We start from the raw sequence: 18,803 nt of genomic DNA, 5'->3' as shown, positions 1-18,803 counted from the left end.
GTGTTTCGTACCAGCGACATAGTCCTGATCGCCGTCATGGTTTCGGCTGCGGCCCTGACCTACAAGACCAAGCGCGAAGCCGAGGAACAATTGGCGGCGGTGCACAAGATCCAAGCGCAGATCCGCTACGAGGAGGATACGATCGACCTGCTCAAGGCGGACTGGAGCCTGCTTACCCAGCCGTCGCGCCTGCAAAAGCTGGCCGACATCTATAAATCGCAACTCGAGCTCGAGCCGGTCAGCGCCCGCCAGATCATCGGGCTGGACGATCTGCCGGCAAAACCCGTCACAATCGAGGACCTTTCGTCCCAGCCGTTGGGCGGCATGGCCGATAGTGGCGGCAAGGACCCTGTGGTCACCGGAGGCATCGTCCAATGATTCCGAGGGTTCCATTGATCGCCAGGGTTGCCAGACTGCTGAAGAGCGGCGCCAAGTTGGAGGACGGATCGATTGTGGTCGAAGGCGCCCGCAAGGCGACCGGCGGCAAGGGCAGGACCCGCATTGTGATGACGATGGCGGTGTTCTTCGGCATCTATTCGACCATCACCGGGCGGCTGGTCTATCTGGGTTTTCAGAATCCCGACCTGTCCGGCGGCCCGCAGAGCCGGGTGACGGCGTCTCGGCCCGACATTGTCGACCGCAACGGCGAGGTGCTGGCGACGGACATCAAGACGGCATCGCTGTTTGCCGAGCCACGCCGCATCGTCGACGCCGACGAGGCGATCGAAAAGCTGGCGACGGTGCTTCCCGAAATCGATTACGAGCAGACCTACCATAAGCTGAAGAGCGGCGCCGGCTTCGTCTGGCTGCAGCGGCAACTGACGCCCAAGCAGCAATCGGATATCATGCAACTCGGTATTCCCGGCTTCGGCTTCCGCACCGAAAAGCGCCGTTTCTATCCGGCCGGCGAAACCTCTTCCTACATTGTCGGCCTCACCAACATCGACAACCAGGGCATCTCCGGCATGGAGAAATACATCGACGAACAGGGACTGAGCGACCTTCAAGCGTCGGGACTTGCGGTGGCCAAGGATCTGAAGCCGGTGCGGCTCTCGATCGACCTGCGCGTCCAGCATATCGTGCGAGACGAGGTCGCCACAGGCATGGAGAAATACCGCGCAATCGCGGCGGGCGCTGTCGTTCTCAACATCAAGACCGGCGAAGTGATGGCGATGGCCTCGGTTCCGGATTTCGATCCGAACAACCCCTACAATGCGCAGGAAAAGGACCGCTTGAACCGCATGTCGGCCGGCCTCTACGAAATGGGCTCGACCTTGAAGAGCTTTACCACCGCCATGGCGCTCGATTCCGGCAAAGTGACGCTGGAAAGCCGTTTCGACGCTTCGCGTCCGATCAGGATCGGCCGTCAGACCATCCATGATTTTCATGGCAAGGCCCGGGTCCTGTCGGTGCCCGAAGTGTTCATCTACTCGTCCAACATCGGTTCGGCCAAGGAAGCCGAAGCGGTTGGCATTGAGGGGCACCGCGAATTCCTGCATCGCCTGGGGATCCTCGAGAAGATGCAGACGGAACTACCGGAGGTTGCCCGCCCGACCGAGCCCAAAGTCTGGAAGCAGGTCCATTCGATCACGATCGCCTTCGGTCACGGTGTGTCGACGACGCCGCTGCAGACGGCGGTCGGCTGCGCCGCGCTGATGAATGGCGGCTATCTGATCGATCCGACCTTCCTGACGCGCACCCAGGAACAGGCGATGTCGGTGGCCAAGAAAGTGGTCAGCGACAAGACATCCGAGAGCATGCGCTATCTCTACGCACTGAACGCCGAGAAAGGGTCAGGCAGGAACGCCAGGGTTCCAGGTTATCGCGTCGGCGGCAAGACGGGAACGGCCGAGAAGGTTGTCAACGGCCGCTACTCAAAGGACAAGAATTTCAACGCCTTCGTTGCGGCTTTCCCGATGGACGATCCGCAATACATCGTGCTCACGATCGCCGACGAACCGAAGCCGGAAAAGCCCGGCATGGGTGCGACGGCCGCCTCGAATGCAGGCGCCATGGCTGCAAACATCATCCGACGTTCGGCTTCCATGCTTGGCGTGAAGCCAGATTTCAGCCATGAAAATGGCGCAACGCTGGTTTCCTATCAGTGATTCTTAGGGCGCGCCGGCAACTGCGCGCTATTTTGTTGCGATGAACGGGGTTCGATGAAGCTGAAAGATCTAGCCGGTATCCTGCCTGTCGAGGGGACAGCTTCCTTCGATACGGAGGTTACCGGGATTTCGTCGGATTCCCGCCAGGTAAGACCGGGCGTGGTCTTTTTCGCGCTCACCGGTACCAAGGCGGATGGCGCCGCCTATGCCGCCGATGCCGCCAAACGCGGCGCAGCAGCGATCGTGGCCGGCAAGGGCGGTCGCGTCGCCGGACTGCCGGTGCCCGTTCTTGCCGTCGACGATCCGCGCCTTGCGCTGGCGCTGAGTGCCGCCCGCTACTTCGGCAGGCAGCCGCAAACCATGGTCGCGGTGACCGGCACCAGCGGCAAGACATCGGTTGCGGCTTTCACCAGGCAGATATGGGAGCAGTCGGGCTTCGCTGCCGCTTCAATCGGCACGACCGGCGTGGTGGCGCCGGGCCGCAACGAATATGGCTCGCTGACCACCCCCGACCCGGTAGATCTGCACAGGCTGCTGGCGGAACTGGCGGATGCCGGCGTCACCCACGCATCGATGGAAGCCTCCAGCCACGGCCTCGACCAGCGCCGGCTCGACGGTGTGAAGCTTGCAGCCGGCGGTTTCACCAATCTCGGTCGCGACCACATGGACTACCATCCGACGGTCGAGGACTATCATCGCGCCAAGCTGCGCCTGTTCGACACGCTGCTGCCGAAGGGCGCGCCGGCCGTCATCTTTGCCGACGATCCATGGTCAGAGCCGACGATCCAGGCGGCGAGAGCGGCGGGATTGAATGTGCTGACGGTTGGCCGTCATGGCGAGTTCCTGAGACTGAAGCGGGTCGAGCACGAGCGCCACCGCCAGCGTGCCGAGGTCGAGGTCGATGGCGTTCTCCACGAGGTCGACCTTCCGCTGGCCGGGGATTTCCAGATAGCCAATGCGCTGGTTTCGGCGGGCCTCGCCATATCTACTGGAACGCCTGCCGCCAAAGCCCTGATGGCGTTGGAGAAATTGAAGGGCGCGCCGGGTCGGCTGGACCTTGTCGGCACCACTGTCAACGGTGCGCCGGTCTATGTCGATTATGCGCACAAGCCGGACGCGCTGGAAAACGTGTTGGCTTCGGTACGGCCGTTCACCACCGGTCGCGTCATCGTCGTGTTCGGCTGTGGCGGCGACCGCGACCGGGGCAAGCGTCCGATCATGGGCGAGATCGCGACGCGGCTCGCCGATGTCGTTATCGTCACCGACGACAATCCGCGCTCGGAAGTGCCCGAAACGATCCGCGCCGCGATCCTTGCCGCCGCACCCGGGGCCATAGAGATCGGCGATCGGCGCAAGGCGATCCACGAGGCAGTCGCCATGCTCCATGCCGGCGACACGCTGATCGTGGCTGGCAAGGGGCATGAGGAAGGCCAGACCGTCGGCGCCGAGACGCTGCATTTTTCCGACCATGAGGAAGTCCGCTCCGCGCTCCAGGAGCGCGTCGCATGAGCTTCCTGTGGACCTCCGAGGATCTCGTCGCCGCCATGGGCGGACGACCGCTCGGGCCGATGCCGGAAGGTATTAGCGGCATCTCGATCGACAGCCGCAGCCTTGAGCCGGGCGATGCTTTCTTCGCCATCAAGGGCGAGGCGATGGACGGCCATGATTTCGCGACCGCCGCCATCAAGGCCGGCGCCGGCGTGCTGGTCGTCGCCGAGGGCAAGCTGCCGTCGCTCGGACGGCTGACGGCGCCGATGATCGTCGTGCAGGACGTGCTGGCCGCACTGGAAAAGCTAGGGCTGGCCGCACGCGCGCGGTCCAGCGCCAAGATCATCGCGGTAACCGGTTCGGCGGGCAAGACCACCACCAAGGAAGCGCTGCGCCATGTGTTGTCCGCGGTCGGCAAGGTGCACGCATCGCCCCAGTCTTTCAACAACCACTGGGGTGTGCCGCTGACGCTGGCGCGGATGCCGGCAGATTGCGACTTTGCGGTGTTCGAGATCGGCATGAACCATCCCGACGAGATCCGGCCGCTGGTCAAGATGGTCCGGCCGCATGTCGCCATCATCACGCTGATCGCGGCGGCTCATCTCGGCTTCTTCCGCAATCTGGACGAGATCGCCAAGGCCAAGGCCGAGATTTTCGAGGGGCTGGAACCGGACGGCGCCGTTCTTCTCAACCGCGACGACCCGCGTTGGAAGCTTCTGGACAAGATGGCGAGAGCCGCCGGCGTCGAGCACATTTACGGGTTTGGCGAGAATGCCCGCGCGACCTTCAAACTGCTCAAATGCGCGCTGCATGCCGATCATTCGGTGATCGCCGCCAAGATCGGCGGACAGGAAATCACCGCCAGGGTAGGCGCGCCGGGCCGCCACATGGTGCAAAATGTGCTGGCAGTGCTGGGCGCCGCGCATCTGGTCGGCGCCGACATCGCCAGGGTGGCGCTGGCGCTGGCCGATCTTTCGGCCGAACGTGGACGCGGCAAGCGCCATGTGTTGCGCCACCCCAGGGGTTCGATCACGTTGATCGACGAGAGCTACAACGCCAATCCGGCGTCGATGAGCGCTGCAATGGCGCTGCTCAACGCGACGCCGGTGTCCGGCGAAGGCAGGCGCATCGCGGTGCTCGGCGACATGCTCGAGCTCGGCGACCACTCGGCGAAGCTTCACGCAGCCCTTGCCGATCTCATCGTCGGCACCGAAACGCGCACGGTCTTTCTCGCCGGCCAGGAAATGCGGGCGCTGGCCGATATCCTGCCCGGTGAGATCAAGACGGAGTATCGCGCCGGCGCCGAGGATCTGAAACTGGTCCTTCTGTCGGCCCTGAAGCCTGGCGACGTGGTGATGATCAAATCGTCGAAAGGCATCGGGTTTTCCAAGCTGGTCGACGCATTGCTCGGCAGATTTCCGGCTGTAGCCGCAACCACCAAACAGACCTAGAGCCAGGTCCGGGGGCCGAATCGCATGTTCACACTGCTCGTCGAATTCGCGGACAAGATCTCGGTCTTCAACGTCTTCCGCTACATAACTTTCCGCACCGGTGGCGCGCTGATCACAGCGGCGCTGATCGTCTTCATCTTCGGGCCAGCTATCATCAATTCGCTGAGGCTGCGGCAGGGCAAGGGCCAGCCGATCCGCGCCGACGGGCCGCAGACGCATTTCAAGAAAGCCGGCACGCCGACCATGGGCGGGCTGATGATCCTGTGCGGCATCATCGGCTCGTCGCTTTTGTGGGCGAACCTGTCCAGCATCTATGTCTGGGTGGTGCTGCTGGTGACCCTGGGGTTCGGCTCGATCGGCTTCTACGATGATTATCTCAAGGTGACGAAGCAATCGCATCTCGGCTTTTCCGGCAAGGCGCGGCTGGCGCTTGAATTCGTCATCGCCGGCATCGCCGCCTGGGTGATCATGCATAACGGCCAGGCGCCGTTCTCGTCGTCGCTGACTTTTCCTTTCGCCAAGGAGTTTCTCGTCAATCTCGGCTGGTTCTTCATCCCGTTCTCGTGCTTCGTCATCGTCGGCGCCGGCAATGCGGTGAACCTGACCGATGGCCTCGACGGGCTGGCGATCGTGCCGATCATGATCGCGGCGGCGTCCTTCGGCGTCATCGCATATCTGTCCGGTAACGCGGTGTTCGCCGAATATCTGCAGATCCATTTCGTGCCCGGCACCGGCGAATTGGCGGTGGTCCTCGGCGCGGTGATCGGCGCCGGCCTCGGCTTCCTGTGGTTCAACGCACCGCCGGCGGCGATCTTCATGGGCGATACTGGCTCGCTGGCCCTGGGCGCCTGATCGGCACGGTCGCGGTTGCCACCAAGCACGAGATCGTGCTGGTCATCGTCGGCGGCCTGTTCGTCGTCGAGATCCTGTCGGTCATCATCCAGGTCGGCTACTTCAAGATGACTGGCAAGCGCGTGTTCCTGATGGCACCGATCCATCATCATTTCGAAAAGCTCGGCTGGACCGAAAGCCAGGTGGTGATCCGCTTCTGGATCATCGCCGTCATCCTGGCACTGGTCGGCCTGTCGACCCTGAAGCTTAGATAGGAGGCCGCGTGATCCCCGCCGTATCCTTCGCAGGCAAGCGCGTTTCGCTCTTCGGGCTCGGCGGCTCGGGGATCGCCACGGCGCGCGCGCTGATCGAGGGCGGAGCGGACGTGCTGGCCTGGGACGACAATCCCGGCAGCGTCGCCAATGCCGCGGCCGTCGGTATTGCGACCGGCGACCTGCGCGGCGCCGACTGGGCGAAGTTCTCAGCCTTCGTGCTGTCGCCCGGCGTGCCGCTGACGCATCCGAAGCCGCACTGGACAGTAGAGCTCGCGCGCGCTTCGGGCGTCGAGATCATTGGCGACATCGAGCTGTTCTGCCGCGAGCGGACGTTGCTTGCGCCGGCAGCGCCGTTCATCGCCATCACCGGCACCAACGGCAAATCGACGACCACGGCGCTGACGGCGCATATCCTGAAATCGGCCGGACGCGACACGCAGATGGGCGGCAATATCGGCCGTGCGGTGATGACGCTCGATCCGCCGGAGCCCGGGCGGCACTATGTCGTGGAATGCTCGTCCTACCAGATAGACCTGGCGCCCTCGATCAATCCGACCGCCGGCGTCCTGCTCAACCTGACGCCCGATCATCTCGATCGTCATGGCACGATGCAGCACTACGCCGCGATCAAGGAGCGGCTGGCGGCCGGCAGCGAAACGGCCATCGTCGGTGTCGATGATTCCTGGTGCGCCCAGCTCGCTGACCGGCTGGAGCGGGCAGGCCGGCACGTCATCCGCATTTCCAAGCGCCTGCCACTGACCGACGGCTATTTCGCCGACGGCACCGATCTGATGGAAGCGGTGCATGGCCGGTATAGCCGCGTTGCCTTTCTCGAAGGCATCGGCTCGTTGCGCGGCCAGCACAATGCGCAGAATGCGCTGGCCGCCGTCGCCGCCTGCCTCAAGGTCGGGCTCGATCTGGGCGAGATCCAGTCGGGGCTGGAAAGCTTTCCTGGGCTAGCGCACCGCATGGAGCAGGTCGGCCGCAAGGACCATGTGCTGTTCATCAACGATTCCAAGGCGACCAATGCCGATGCGGCAGCGCCCGCACTGTCCAGCTTTCCGCGCATCTACTGGATCGCCGGCGGGTTGCCGAAGGAGGGTGGCATCGAGCCGTTGCGGGGCCTCTTTCCGCGCATCGCCAAGGCCTATCTGATTGGCGAGGCCGCACCGGCCTTCTCGGCGACGCTCGGCGAGGCGGTGCCCTACGAAATTTCAGGCACGCTGGCCGCGGCAGTCGAGCATGCCGCAAGCGACGCGGCCAGGGATGATGACAACGGCGAGGTGGTGGTGCTGCTTTCGCCGGCCTGCGCCAGTTTCGACCAGTTCAAGAATTTCGAAGTGCGTGGCGAAGCCTTCAGGCAAGCTGCGAGCACTATTGATGGCGTGAAGCTCATCGGAGGGACACGGTAATGCAAAGTCGTCTCGACAAAAGCCCGGTTGCCACCTGGTGGTGGACGATCGATCGCTGGTTCCTGGCTGCGTTCCTGTCGCTGATGGGGCTCGGCATCGTGCTGTCCTTCGCGGCAAGCCCGGCAGTGGCCCAACGCATCGGCCTCGACAGTTTCCACTTCGCCACACGTCAGATCATCTTCACCATTCCCGCACTTGGCGTGATGCTGGCCGTCTCCTTCCTGGAATCGCGGCAGATCAGACGCATGGCGCTGGTGATGCTGTGCGCCACGCTGTTCCTGATGGTGGCGGTGCTCTACATCGGCGTCGAGGTGAAGGGGGCGCGGCGCTGGGTGTCGCTTGCCGGCCTGTCGATCCAGCCGTCGGAATTCCTCAAGCCGGCGTTCGTCGTCATCTGCGCCTGGCTGTTTGCCGAACACAAGCGTCAGCCCGATATTCCCGGCAATCTGTTCGCCATGCTGCTGCTAGCCCTCGTCATCTCGCTGCTGGTGGCGCAGCCTGATTTCGGCCAGACCATGCTGGTGCTCGGCACCTGGGGGGTGATGTTCTTTATGGCCGGGTTGCCGTGGCTGTGGATCATCGCCCTGGGCGCCGCCGGCATCAGCGGCGTGTTCGCTGCCTACACGGTGTTCCCGCATGTCGCCGGCCGCATCGACCGTTTCATGACCGGCGAGGGCGACACGTTCCAGGTCGACATGGGCCGCGATGCGCTGATCAATGGCGGCTGGTTCGGCGTCGGGCCGGGTGAGGGCACCGTCAAGCGGGTCATACCCGACAGCCATGCCGATTTCGTCTTCTCGGTGGCCGGCGAGGAGTTCGGACTGATCATGTGCTTCTTCATCATGACCATCTTCGCCTTCATCGTGCTGCGCGGGCTCAGCACCGCGCTCAAGGAGCAGGACGATTTCACACGCTATGCGGTTGGCGGCCTGGTCACGGTTTTCGGCCTGCAGTCGGTTATCAACATGGCCGTCAATTTGCAGCTGATGCCTGCCAAGGGCATGACCTTGCCGTTTATCTCCTATGGCGGCTCCTCGCAGATCGCCATCGCAATCTCGATGGGCATGGTGCTGGCGCTGACCCGCAAGCGGCCGGAAAAGCGCAAGCAGTTGGGCTTCGCACCGTCGCAGCGCGCCATGCCGGCGGAGTGAAATGTCGAGGGGCGTTATCCTACTGGCGGCCGGCGGCACGGGCGGGCATCTCTTCCCGGCCGAGGCGCTGGCGCACGAGCTGATCAGGCGCGGCTGGACGGTGCATCTCGCGACCGATGACCGCGCCGAGCGTTTTGCCGGTCAGTTTCGGGCCGCAGGCATCCATCCGATCCAGTCGGCAACCATCGGCTCGAAAAATCCTTTTGCCGTGCTCGCCGCCTTCTGGAAAATCTGGGGTGGCGTGCGGCAGGCATCCGCCGTGATCGGCCGGATCAAGCCCGCCGTCGTAGTCGGTTTCGGCGGCTATCCGACGCTGCCGCCGCTCTATGCGGCGACGCGGCGCAAGGTGCCGACGTTGATCCACGAGCAGAACGCGGTGATGGGGCGCGCCAACCGGGCGCTGGCCGGCCGCGTCGATGCCATCGCCGGCGGGTTTTTGCCGGAAGATTCAAGCGCTGCAGGCGCCAAGACGGTGACGACGGGCAATCCGGTCAGGCCGCAAGTGCTGGAGGCGGCAAAGACGCCTTACACGATCTCGACCGGAAACCAGCGCTTCCGGTTTCTGGTGTTCGGCGGCAGCCAGGGCGCACAGTTCTTTTCCGATGCAATGCCGGCGGCGGTCGGACTGCTTTCCGATGCACAACGCAAGCGGCTTGATATCACGCAGCAGGCCCGCGCCGACGATGTCGAGCGGGTGAAGGCGGCCTATGCCGCCCTTGGCGTCGAGGCTGAGGTGTCGCCTTTCTTCGCCGACATGGCGGCGCGCATCGCTGCGGCGCATCTGGTGATGTCGCGGTCCGGTGCATCGACCGTTTCGGAAATCGCGGTGATCGGCCGTCCGGCGCTGCTGGTGCCTTATCCGCACGCGCTCGACCACGACCAGGCGGCCAATGCCGCGGCATTGGCCGCGGCAGGCGGAGGCGAAGTGCATCCGCAATCCACGCTTTCGTCCGAGCGCATTGCCGCGCTGATTGGTACCCTGATGGACAATCCGGATCGGCTGACCACAATGGCCGCGGCGGCGAAATCGGCCGGAAAACCGGACGCGGCACGGTTGCTCGCCGATCTGACAGAGGCTATTGCGTCGAAGAAAAGCGTATCGGAATTCAGGAAGGAGACGCACGCATGAAGATGCCGCAGACGATCGGCCTTGTGCATTTCATCGGCATTGGCGGTATCGGCATGAGCGGCATCGCCGAGGTGCTGCACAATCTCGGCTACAAGGTGCAAGGGTCCGACCAGGCCGACAGCGCCAATGTGCAGCGGCTGCGCGACAAGGGCATCGAGTGCTTTGTCGGCCATCACGCCGATAATGTCGGCGATGCCGAAGTGGTTGTCGTCTCGACGGCGATCAAGAAATCCAATCCGGAGCTGAAGGCCGCGCGGGAGAAACTGCTTCCCGTCGTCCGTCGCGCCGAGATGCTTGCCGAACTGATGCGCTTTCGGCAGGCGGTGGCCATCGGCGGCACGCATGGCAAGACGACGACGACCTCTATGGTGGCGACGCTGCTCGAAGCCGGCGGGCTCGATCCGACCGTGATCAATGGCGGCATCATCAATGCCTATGGCACCAACGCCCGCATGGGCGACGGCGAATGGATGGTGGTCGAGGCCGACGAGAGCGACGGCACGTTCCTGAAGCTGCCGGCCGAGATTGCCGTCGTCACCAACATTGATCCCGAGCATCTCGACCATTACGGCTCCTTCGACAAGGTGCGCGAAGCCTTTCGCCAGTTCGTCGAGAACGTGCCGTTTTACGGCTTCGGCGTCATGTGCACCGACCATCCGGAGGTGCAGGCGCTGGTCAGCCGCATCGAGGACCGGCGCGTCATCACCTATGGCGAGAATGCGCAGGCCGATGTGCGTTTCACCAATCACCGGATGGACGGCCCGACCTCGGAATTCGACGTGGTGATCCGCGACCGCAAGACCCGCGGCCAGTCGACGATATCGGGCCTGCGCCTGCCGATGCCCGGCCGTCACAATGTCTCTAATGCGACCGCGGCGATCGCCGTCGCGCATGAGCTCGGGCTTTCGGCCGAGGCAATCAGGAAGGGCCTGTCGTCCTTCGCCGGCGTCAAGCGGCGCTTCACCCGAACCGGTTCGTGGAACGGCGTCGAAATATTCGACGATTACGGCCACCATCCGGTCGAGATCACGGCGGTTCTGAAGGCGGCGCGCGATGCTACTAAGGGCCGCGTCATCGCCATTGCGCAGCCGCACCGCTTTACCCGGCTGCATGATCTGTTCGACGAGTTTTCCGTCTGCTTCAACGATGCCGACACAGTGATGGTGGCGCCGGTCTACGCGGCAGGCGAAGAGCCGATCGACGGGGTGACGTCCGACGCATTGGTGTCGCGCATTCGCGCCGGCGGCCATCGCGACGCGCGCTACATCGAAGGGCCGGCGGCGATTGCACCTGTTGTCCGCGACCTGGCGAAACCGGGCGATTTCATCGTCTTCCTCGGCGCCGGCAACATCACGCAGTGGGCTTACGCGCTGCCCAAGGAACTCGGCGGTACCGCCTCATGATGCGCGGCCAGGCATTGATCGACAAGCTTGGCGGCCGGCTTGCCGGCCTGCGCGGCCGCATCACGCCCAATGCCGAGATGGACAAGATCACCTGGTTTCGCGCCGGCGGACTTGCCGACGCACTGTTCCAGCCGGCCGACGAGGACGATCTCGCCGCGTTCCTTAGAGCGGTGCCCGAAGAGATACCGCTGACCATCGTCGGCGTCGGCTCGAACCTGCTTGTCCGCGACGGCGGCATTGCGGGCTTCGTCATCCGGCTTTCGGCCAAGGGCTTTGGCGAAGCCGAAGTGATTGCGCCGACCACGATCAAGGCGGGGGCTGCCACGCCCGACAAGCGCGTTGCGGCCGTTGCCTACCAGGCCGGTATCGGCGGCTTTGATTTTTACCACGGCATTCCGGGCGCCATTGGCGGCGCGCTGAGGATGAACGCCGGCGCCAATGGCGCCGAGACGCGCGAGCGCGTCGTCGAGGTGCGGGCGCTCGACCGCAAGGGTAATGTGCATACGCTGAGCAACGCCGATATGGGCTACGCCTATCGCCATTCGGCAGCACCCGCCGGGCTGATCTTCACATCGGCCGTGCTCGAAGGCGTTTTGGAAGACAAGGCCGCGATCAAGGCGGCGATGGATGCTGTCCAGCACCATCGCGAGACCGTGCAGCCGATCCGCGAAAAGACCGGCGGCTCGACCTTCAAGAATCCGGAGGGCACCTCGGCTTGGAAGGAGATCGACAGGGCGGGGTGTCGGGGACTGATGATCGGCGGCGCGCAGATGTCGCCGATGCATTGCAACTTCATGATCAACACGGGAACCGCGACCGGCTACGACCTCGAATATCTTGGCGAGACGGTGCGCACGCGTGTGCTCGAAAACTCGGGCATCCGGCTGCATTGGGAAATCAAGCGCATCGGCAATTTCCGGCCGGGGCACGAGGTCCAGGAGTTCCTGGGACAGTTGCTGTAAAGACTCACAACACAGTTTTCGTTGCCGTTTTTGCGGAAAGTGAATCTCTCGGAATCGTAAGGACTTGCCAGCGAATCAACTCTCTGATTCTCTGCCCTGAAGCGTTTCCTGATTTGAGTCGTTTCGACGCGTTACCAGCGTTTTCCGTCCGGGGGCAACCTACGGGAGACTCTGGAAGCGATGTTGCGAAAATCATGGGAGCAGAGACTGCTCCGAGCGTTTGAGTGTGTGGCCCTTTCCGGGTCGTGTGAGATGCAGACCCGCCGTGAGAGGGCCCGCCGTGAGAGGGAATGACGGGAAATGAAAAGCAAGCACGTGGCCGTCCTTCTGGGTGGATTCTCGTCCGAGCGGCCCGTGTCTCTGTCTTCGGGGAATGCCTGTGCCGATGCGCTCGAGAAGGAAGGCTACCAGGTCACTCGCGTCGACGTCTCGCGCGATGTCGGATCGGTGCTGGCCGAGCTCAAGCCTGATGTTGCCTTCAATGCGCTGCACGGCCCTTTCGGCGAGGACGGCACCATCCAGGGCATCCTCGAATATCTTGCCATTCCCTACACCCATTCCGGCGTGCTCGCTTCGGCGCTGGCGATGAACAAGGAGCAGGCCAAGAAGATCGCCAAGTCTGTCGGCATCCCGGTTGCCGAATCGAAGGTGGTCAATCGCTTCGACATCCAGAACAAGCACCCGATGAAGGCGCCCTATGTCGTCAAGCCGGTCAATGAAGGGTCGAGCTTCGGCGTCGTCATCGTGCACGAAGGCCAGTCGCATCCGCCGCAGGTCATCGGTTCGTCCGACTGGAAGTATGGCGATACCGTCATGGTGGAGCGCTATGTGCACGGGCGGGAGTTGACCTGCGCGGTGATGGGCGACGTGGCGCTCGGTGTCTGCGAGATCATTCCGACCGGCCATTCCTTCTACGACTATGATTCAAAATACGTCGCGGGCGGATCAAAACACGAATGCCCTGCAAAAATTTCACCGAATATTTACCAAAAAATACAGACACTGACGCTCAAGGCTCACCAAGCTATTGGCTGCCGGGGCGTTTCCCGGTCGGACTTCCGTTATGATGATCGACACTCCGAGAACGGCGAAATTGTCTGGCTCGAAGTCAACACTCAGCCGGGCATGACGCCGACATCCTTGGTGCCTGAAATCGCTGCGCAGGCGGGACACTCGTTCGGGGATTTGTTGAGTTGGATGGTGGAGGACGCTTCGTGTCTGCGTTGAGGTGGGGACAGGGCAAGGGGAAGGGCGCGGCCGGGCCGACGCTGTTCGGTGTGTCGTTGTCGTTCGACCATTTCGTGCTGCCGCGTCTGCTTCGCCGGCCGGCGCGCGTGCTGGCGCGTCTGGGCGAGGACGACTTCGAGGTGCCGCCGTTTTCCGCGGCCATCCTGTCGGCGGCGCTGCTCGTATCGGGCAGTGCCTATGGCGCCTATCTCGGAGGACATGTCGACGGCATCGTCCAGGGCATCACCGCCCGCACCGGGTTTGCCGTCGACCAGATCAAGGTCGTTGGCAACCGCGCAACCTCCGAGATCGATATTCTCGACAGGATGCAGCTCGATGGCTGGACGTCGCTGATCGGCTTCGATGTCGAAGCCGCGCGGGAGCGCATAGCCACGCTGCCCTGGGTCGAGGTTGCGGCGGTGCGCAAGGTCTATCCGCACACGCTGGAGGTGCGCATCGAGGAGCGAGAGCCTTTCGCGCTCTGGCAGCAGGGCAGCGAGCTTTCCGTGATCGAGCGGTCCGGCGCCGTGATCGCGCCATTCTCCGGCGGCAAGCAGGCGCTGCTCCCGCTGATCGTCGGCACTGGCGCGCCGGCCAAGGCACCGGATTTCCTGGGCAGGGTCAAGAAATATCCAGAGCTTGCTGCGCGGGTCAAAGGCTATATTCGCATCGGCGAACGGCGTTGGGACCTGAAGCTGGAGAACGGCATCACGGTCAAGCTTCCCGAGGATGGCGAGGACCAGGCGATCGCCGATCTGGTCAGGATGGACCACGAGAACGGGCTGCTGACGCGCGACATCGCCGCCGTCGACATGCGCCTTTCCGATCGCCTCGTCGTCCAGCTGACGCCGGAGGCGGCGACGCAGCGCCAGGCCGCGCTCAACGAGAAGCCGAAAATGCCGAAGCGCAAGGCGGAGACGAAAATATGAGCTGGCTTGGCGGCAACAGCGATGCCTCGTCGCGCCGATCCGGCATCATGACGGTGCTGGATGTCGGCTCGAGCAAGGTCTGCTGCGTGGTGGCCAAGCTCAAGCCACGCGAGGACGGCAATCTGCTGCGCGGGCGCTCGCATCGCATCCAGGTGATCGGCATCGGCCACCAGAAATCGCAAGGTGTGAAGTCGGGCGTCGTCATCGATCTCGACAGGGCCGAGCATGCCATCCGCCTCGCCGTCGACGCCGCCGAGCGCATGGCCGGCCTGACCGTCGATTCACTGATCGTCAACATGACGGCCGGCCGGCTGAAGAGCGAGAGCTTCTCGGCAACCATCAACCTCGGTGGCCATGAGGCCGACGAGGCCGACATCAAGCGCGTGCTTGCCGCCGGCGCCAAGCAGGCGCTGCGGGCCGAGCGCGAGGTGATCCATTCGCTTCCCGTCGGCTTTTCACTGGATGCCGAGCGCGGCGTGCGTGATCCGCGCGGCATGGTTGGCGACCAGCTCGGCGTCGACATGCATGTGCTGACGGGTGACGCGGCGCCCTTGCGCAATCTGGAGCTTTGCATCAACCGTTCGCACCTGTCGGTCGAGCGCATGGTGGCGACGCCCTATGCCAGCGGGCTTGCCGCACTGGTCGACGACGAACTCGAAATGGGCGCAGCCTGCATTGACATGGGTGGCGGCACCACGACGATCTCGGTGTTTTCGGAAGGCAAGTTCGTCCATGGCGACGCCATCGCCATCGGCGGCAACCACGTCACACTGGACATGGCCAAGGGCCTGTCGACCTCGCTCGACGCCGCTGAGAGGCTGAAAGTGATGCATGGCTCGGCGCTGCCCGGCAGTGCCGACGACCGCGATCTGGTCTCGATACAGCCGATCGGCGAGGATGGCGAGATGCCGCTGCAGATACCGCGTTCGGTGATGACACGCATCATCCGGGCGCGCATCGACGAGACGCTCGAACTGTTGCGTGATCGGCTGAACAGATCCGGCTACGGCAATGCCGTCGGCAAGCGCGTCGTGCTGACCGGCGGTGCCAGCCAGCTTTCCGGCCTGCCCGAGGCGGCGCGCCGCATTCTCGGACGCAATGTGCGCATTGGCCGTCCGCTCGGCGTGGCGGGGCTGCCCGAGGCGGCCAAGGGACCGGCTTTCTCGACGCCGGTCGGGCTTCTGATCTATCCGCAGATGGCGAATTTCGAGAGCCATCCGGCGAAAGGAATTTCTGGTCTCAGGATGACCGGAACGGGCGGAAAACTGCATCGAATGAGTCAGTGGTTGAGAGACAGTTTTTAAATTGACGGGGACAGCCCCATAGGCGGCCGCGGCGGCGAAGCGGCGGGAAAGGCAAAGGACGGAGACAATGACCATCAATCTGCAGAAGCCGGACATCACCGAGCTCAAGCCGCGTATCACCGTGTTCGGTGTCGGCGGCGGCGGCGGCAATGCCGTCAACAACATGATCACCGCCGGCTTGCGCGGCGTCGAGTTCGTGGTGGCCAATACCGACGCACAGGCGCTGACCATGTCCAAGGCGGATCGCCTGATCCAGCTCGGCGCGCATGTCACCGAGGGCCTGGGTGCGGGATCGCAACCGGAAGTCGGCCGCGCGGCGGCGGAGGAATGCATCGACGAGATCATCGATCATCTCTCCAACACCCATATGTGCTTCGTCACGGCCGGCATGGGCGGTGGCACCGGCACGGGGGCCGCGCCGGTCGTTGCACGCGCTGCCCGTGAGAAGGGGATTCTCACCGTCGGCGTCGTCACCAAGCCGTTCCATTTCGAAGGGCAGCGCCGCATGAAGACGGCGGATCTGGGCATCGAGGAATTGCAGAAATGCGTCGACACCCTGATCGTCATCCCCAACCAGAACCTGTTCCGGCTGGCCAATGACAAGACGACCTTCGCCGACGCTTTCGCCATGGCCGACCAGGTGCTCTATTCCGGCGTCGCCTGCATCACCGACCTAATGGTCAAGGAAGGGCTGATCAATCTCGACTTCGCCGACGTCCGCTCGGTCATGCGCGAGATGGGCAAGGCGATGATGGGGACGGGCGAAGCTTCCGGCGAGGGCCGCGCCATGGCCGCCGCCGAAGCCGCGATCGCCAACCCGCTGCTCGACGAGACTTCGATGAAGGGCGCCAAGGGCCTGTTGATCTCGATCACCGGCGGCCGCGACCTGACCCTGTTCGAAGTCGACGAGGCGGCGACCCGCATTCGCGAGGAGGTCGACCAGGAAGCCAACATCATCCTGGGTGCGACGTTCGACGAGGATCTCGAAGGCGTTATCCGCGTCTCGGTGGTTGCTACCGGCATCGACAAATCGGCGGCTGACATCGCCGCCGCGCCGATCGCCATCCGCACGGCTCCGCCAAAGCCGGTCAGCCGCCCGGCCGCTCCGGTCACGGAAAGCCGTCCGGCGCCTGTCCAGCAAGGAGGCTACGAGCCACGCGCCGCCGATCCTGTAGCTGAGGCGATCCAGCTTGCCGAGGCGAATGCCGCGGCGATGGCGCGTCCCGCGCCGGCTGCCCAGGCGGAAGATTTCCGCCCGCAGAGCAAGATCTTCCAGGCGCCGCCGGCTCAGCCGCAGCCAATGGTTCAGCAAGTGATGCAGCCTGCGCCACAGCGCGAGATGCTTCAACCGGTAGCCGCAGCACCCCAGCGCATGCCGCGCGTCGAGGATTTCCCGCCGGTGGTGAAAGCCGAAGTGGAAGCCAAGGGCCGCCCGGCCGACCATGAGAACAGCGGACCGATGGGACTGCTCAAGCGCCTGACGAACGGCCTTACCCGCCGCGAAGAGGAGCCTGCACGACTGCAGCCGGCGCAGCCGCGCGAGCCGAAACTGCGCCAGGCGGCACCCGAAGTGCGCCGCCTTGCCAGCCAGGATCCGCAGCTTTACGCGCCGCGTCGCGGCCAGTTGGACGACCAAGGCCGGCTGACGCCGCAGAGCAGGGCTGTCCAGGAAGACGATCAGCTGGAGATTCCAGCATTCCTGCGCCGCCAGGCCAATTGACCTGTTAACGGTCCGTAATAATTGTTAACAGGCAGACAAGAGATCGTTTGCCTGTTAACGTTAAAAGCAGTTGCAAAACAGGGCGTTACGAGACCAGATCCGCTTCGGCTCGCGGTTACAGTGAGTAAGAAACCGTGATTTGGAGACTTCTTGCCGGACCACTATCTTCGCCCCGAGCAATGTCGGTTTGCCGGGATTCGGGGGAATGCCCTGCCTGCCGATAAAAGAGCCGCGCCCTCGGGCTAATGAAGCGGACGTAGGCAGTGTGGGCTAAGGGGTTTGTTTTGCACGACTATCAGACGACACTTAAATCGCGTGCGACGCTGACGGGTACCGGCGTTCACAGCGGCAATTCCGTTACCGTTCATTTCCTGCCGGCGGACGCCGATACGGGTGTCGTGTTCCAGCTTTCGAATGGAAGCGAGGGCCGTGAGTTCCGTGCGCTCGTTTCCGAAGTCGGCGCCACCGATCTCTGCACGATGCTCGGCGACCCGGCAGGTGAGCATATCGCCACCGTCGAACATCTGATGGCCACGCTTTTCGGGCTCGGCATCGATAATGTCGTCATCGAGATCGATGGCCGCGAGGTTCCGATCCTTGACGGCAGCGCCATGGCGTTCGTGGAGGCAATCGACCAGGCGGGCATCGACACGCTGCCGGTCAAGCGCCGCTATATCCGTGTCGTCAAGCCGGTTCGCATCGAGAACGGTGCCTCTTGGGCGGAGTTCAGGCCTTATGACGGCACGCGCTTCGAGATCGAGATCGATTTCGAAAGCCCGGCGATCGGCCGTCAGCTCTTCGCATCCGACATGAACGCCGACATTTTTCGCCGCGATATCGCGCGGGCCCGCACCTTTGGTTTCATGAAGGATGTCGAGCGGCTGTGGGCAGCCGGCTATGCGCTTGGCTCCTCGCTGGAAAACTCCCTGGTGATCGGTGACGACAACCGCGTGATCAATATGGGAGGCTTGCGCTATCCCAACGAGTTCGTGCGCCACAAGACGATGGACGCCATGGGCGATCTGGCGCTGGCCGGCGCCCGGTTCATTGGCTGCTTCCGTTCGTATCGCGGCGGCCACAGGCTGAACGCGGCAGCGTTGCGCCGCCTTTTATCGGACCGTTCGGCGTTCGAGATCGTCGAGACGACACGCCGCGAGCGCGGTCGTGCGGCCGATATGAGCGCCGTCTATGCGCCCGTTTACGCGCCCTGGATGATCTGATTCTTAACGTTTTTCGGGTTTTATAGCCGCCGGCCTGTGTTGCATGAATGCATCATTGGCCGGCGAAATCATGTAAGTGCGCGGGCCGTGCCAAGCCGCCACAAAAATGTGCGATTGGCCGGGGATAGCGTTGCCGGGCACGGCGGTTATGGTTTATGGCTGCTGCCCCAGAGCGAATGACGACTGAAATGAC

The 18,803-nt window shown here is 63.6% G+C and carries 14 protein-coding genes and 1 pseudogene; all 15 read left to right on the top strand.

Going from position 1 to position 18,803, the window contains the following annotated elements; genetic code table 11:
- The 15 genes and pseudogenes from ftsL (at position 1) to lpxC (ending at position 18,610) form a co-directional block, all read left to right on the top strand.
- Positions 1-378: a cell division protein FtsL gene (ftsL, locus tag RPG13_RS24530; RefSeq protein WP_095483327.1), complete on the top strand. Its 378-nt coding sequence runs from the start codon at positions 1-3 to the stop codon at positions 376-378.
- Positions 375-2,108 (top strand): peptidoglycan D,D-transpeptidase FtsI family protein, encoded by a 1,734-nt coding sequence (locus tag RPG13_RS24525; RefSeq protein WP_292624780.1) that lies wholly within the window; start codon positions 375-377, stop codon positions 2,106-2,108. Before ftsL ends, RPG13_RS24525 begins: the two co-directional genes overlap by 4 nt.
- Positions 2,109-2,162: 54 nt before the next feature.
- Positions 2,163-3,617 carry a UDP-N-acetylmuramoyl-L-alanyl-D-glutamate--2,6-diaminopimelate ligase gene (locus tag RPG13_RS24520; RefSeq protein ID WP_292624782.1) on the top strand — a complete coding sequence of 485 codons (1,455 nt, stop codon included), beginning with the start codon at positions 2,163-2,165 and terminating at the stop codon, positions 3,615-3,617.
- A complete protein-coding gene (locus tag RPG13_RS24515) occupies positions 3,614-5,047 on the top strand; it encodes a UDP-N-acetylmuramoylalanyl-D-glutamyl-2,6-diaminopimelate--D-alanyl-D-alanine ligase (protein ID WP_128243168.1) in 1,434 nt (477 codons plus the stop codon). Before RPG13_RS24520 ends, RPG13_RS24515 begins: the two co-directional genes overlap by 4 nt.
- 24 nt (positions 5,048-5,071) lie before the next feature.
- Positions 5,072-6,153, top strand: a pseudogene (gene mraY, locus RPG13_RS24510) (phospho-N-acetylmuramoyl-pentapeptide-transferase).
- 8 nt (positions 6,154-6,161) lie between these two features.
- Complete coding sequence (gene murD / locus RPG13_RS24505) at positions 6,162-7,565, top strand: UDP-N-acetylmuramoyl-L-alanine--D-glutamate ligase (RefSeq protein WP_127206668.1); 1,404 nt, start codon at positions 6,162-6,164, stop codon at positions 7,563-7,565.
- Complete coding sequence (gene ftsW / locus RPG13_RS24500) at positions 7,565-8,716, top strand: putative lipid II flippase FtsW (protein ID WP_127206669.1); 1,152 nt, start codon at positions 7,565-7,567, stop codon at positions 8,714-8,716. Before murD ends, ftsW begins: the two co-directional genes overlap by 1 nt.
- A 1-nt stretch (position 8,717) precedes the next feature.
- Positions 8,718-9,845, top strand: a complete 1,128-nt coding sequence (gene murG / locus RPG13_RS24495; protein ID WP_337126238.1) for an undecaprenyldiphospho-muramoylpentapeptide beta-N-acetylglucosaminyltransferase — start codon at positions 8,718-8,720, stop codon at positions 9,843-9,845.
- A complete protein-coding gene (murC, locus tag RPG13_RS24490; RefSeq protein WP_128285671.1) occupies positions 9,842-11,248 on the top strand; it encodes a UDP-N-acetylmuramate--L-alanine ligase in 1,407 nt (468 codons plus the stop codon). Before murG ends, murC begins: the two co-directional genes overlap by 4 nt.
- Positions 11,245-12,210, top strand: a complete 966-nt coding sequence (gene murB / locus RPG13_RS24485) for a UDP-N-acetylmuramate dehydrogenase (protein WP_292624791.1) — start codon at positions 11,245-11,247, stop codon at positions 12,208-12,210. Before murC ends, murB begins: the two co-directional genes overlap by 4 nt.
- Positions 12,211-12,510: 300 nt before the next feature.
- The gene (locus RPG13_RS24480; RefSeq protein WP_127205062.1) at positions 12,511-13,437 is read left to right on the top strand and encodes a D-alanine--D-alanine ligase; all 927 of its coding nucleotides are present in this window, start codon (positions 12,511-12,513) and stop codon (positions 13,435-13,437) included.
- Positions 13,425-14,366, top strand: a complete 942-nt coding sequence (locus tag RPG13_RS24475) for a cell division protein FtsQ/DivIB (RefSeq protein ID WP_292624793.1) — start codon at positions 13,425-13,427, stop codon at positions 14,364-14,366. Before RPG13_RS24480 ends, RPG13_RS24475 begins: the two co-directional genes overlap by 13 nt.
- Positions 14,363-15,670, top strand: a complete 1,308-nt coding sequence (gene ftsA, locus RPG13_RS24470; protein ID WP_095483339.1) for a cell division protein FtsA — start codon at positions 14,363-14,365, stop codon at positions 15,668-15,670. Before RPG13_RS24475 ends, ftsA begins: the two co-directional genes overlap by 4 nt.
- 67 nt (positions 15,671-15,737) lie before the next feature.
- Positions 15,738-17,390 carry a cell division protein FtsZ gene (gene ftsZ, locus RPG13_RS24465; protein ID WP_292624794.1) on the top strand — a complete coding sequence of 551 codons (1,653 nt, stop codon included), beginning with the start codon at positions 15,738-15,740 and terminating at the stop codon, positions 17,388-17,390.
- Between the two features lie 284 nt (positions 17,391-17,674).
- Positions 17,675-18,610, top strand: coding sequence for a UDP-3-O-acyl-N-acetylglucosamine deacetylase (gene lpxC / locus RPG13_RS24460; protein WP_095483341.1), 936 nt, complete (start codon positions 17,675-17,677; stop codon positions 18,608-18,610).
- Positions 18,611-18,803: the final 193 nt, after the last annotated feature.

The organism is Mesorhizobium sp. ISC15 (genome assembly GCF_037162615.1).
GTDB classification, from domain to species: domain Bacteria; phylum Pseudomonadota; class Alphaproteobacteria; order Rhizobiales; family Rhizobiaceae; genus Mesorhizobium; species Mesorhizobium mediterraneum.
Note: the sequence above shows the minus strand (reverse complement) of the source record. Positions and strands in the feature narration are given on the sequence as shown.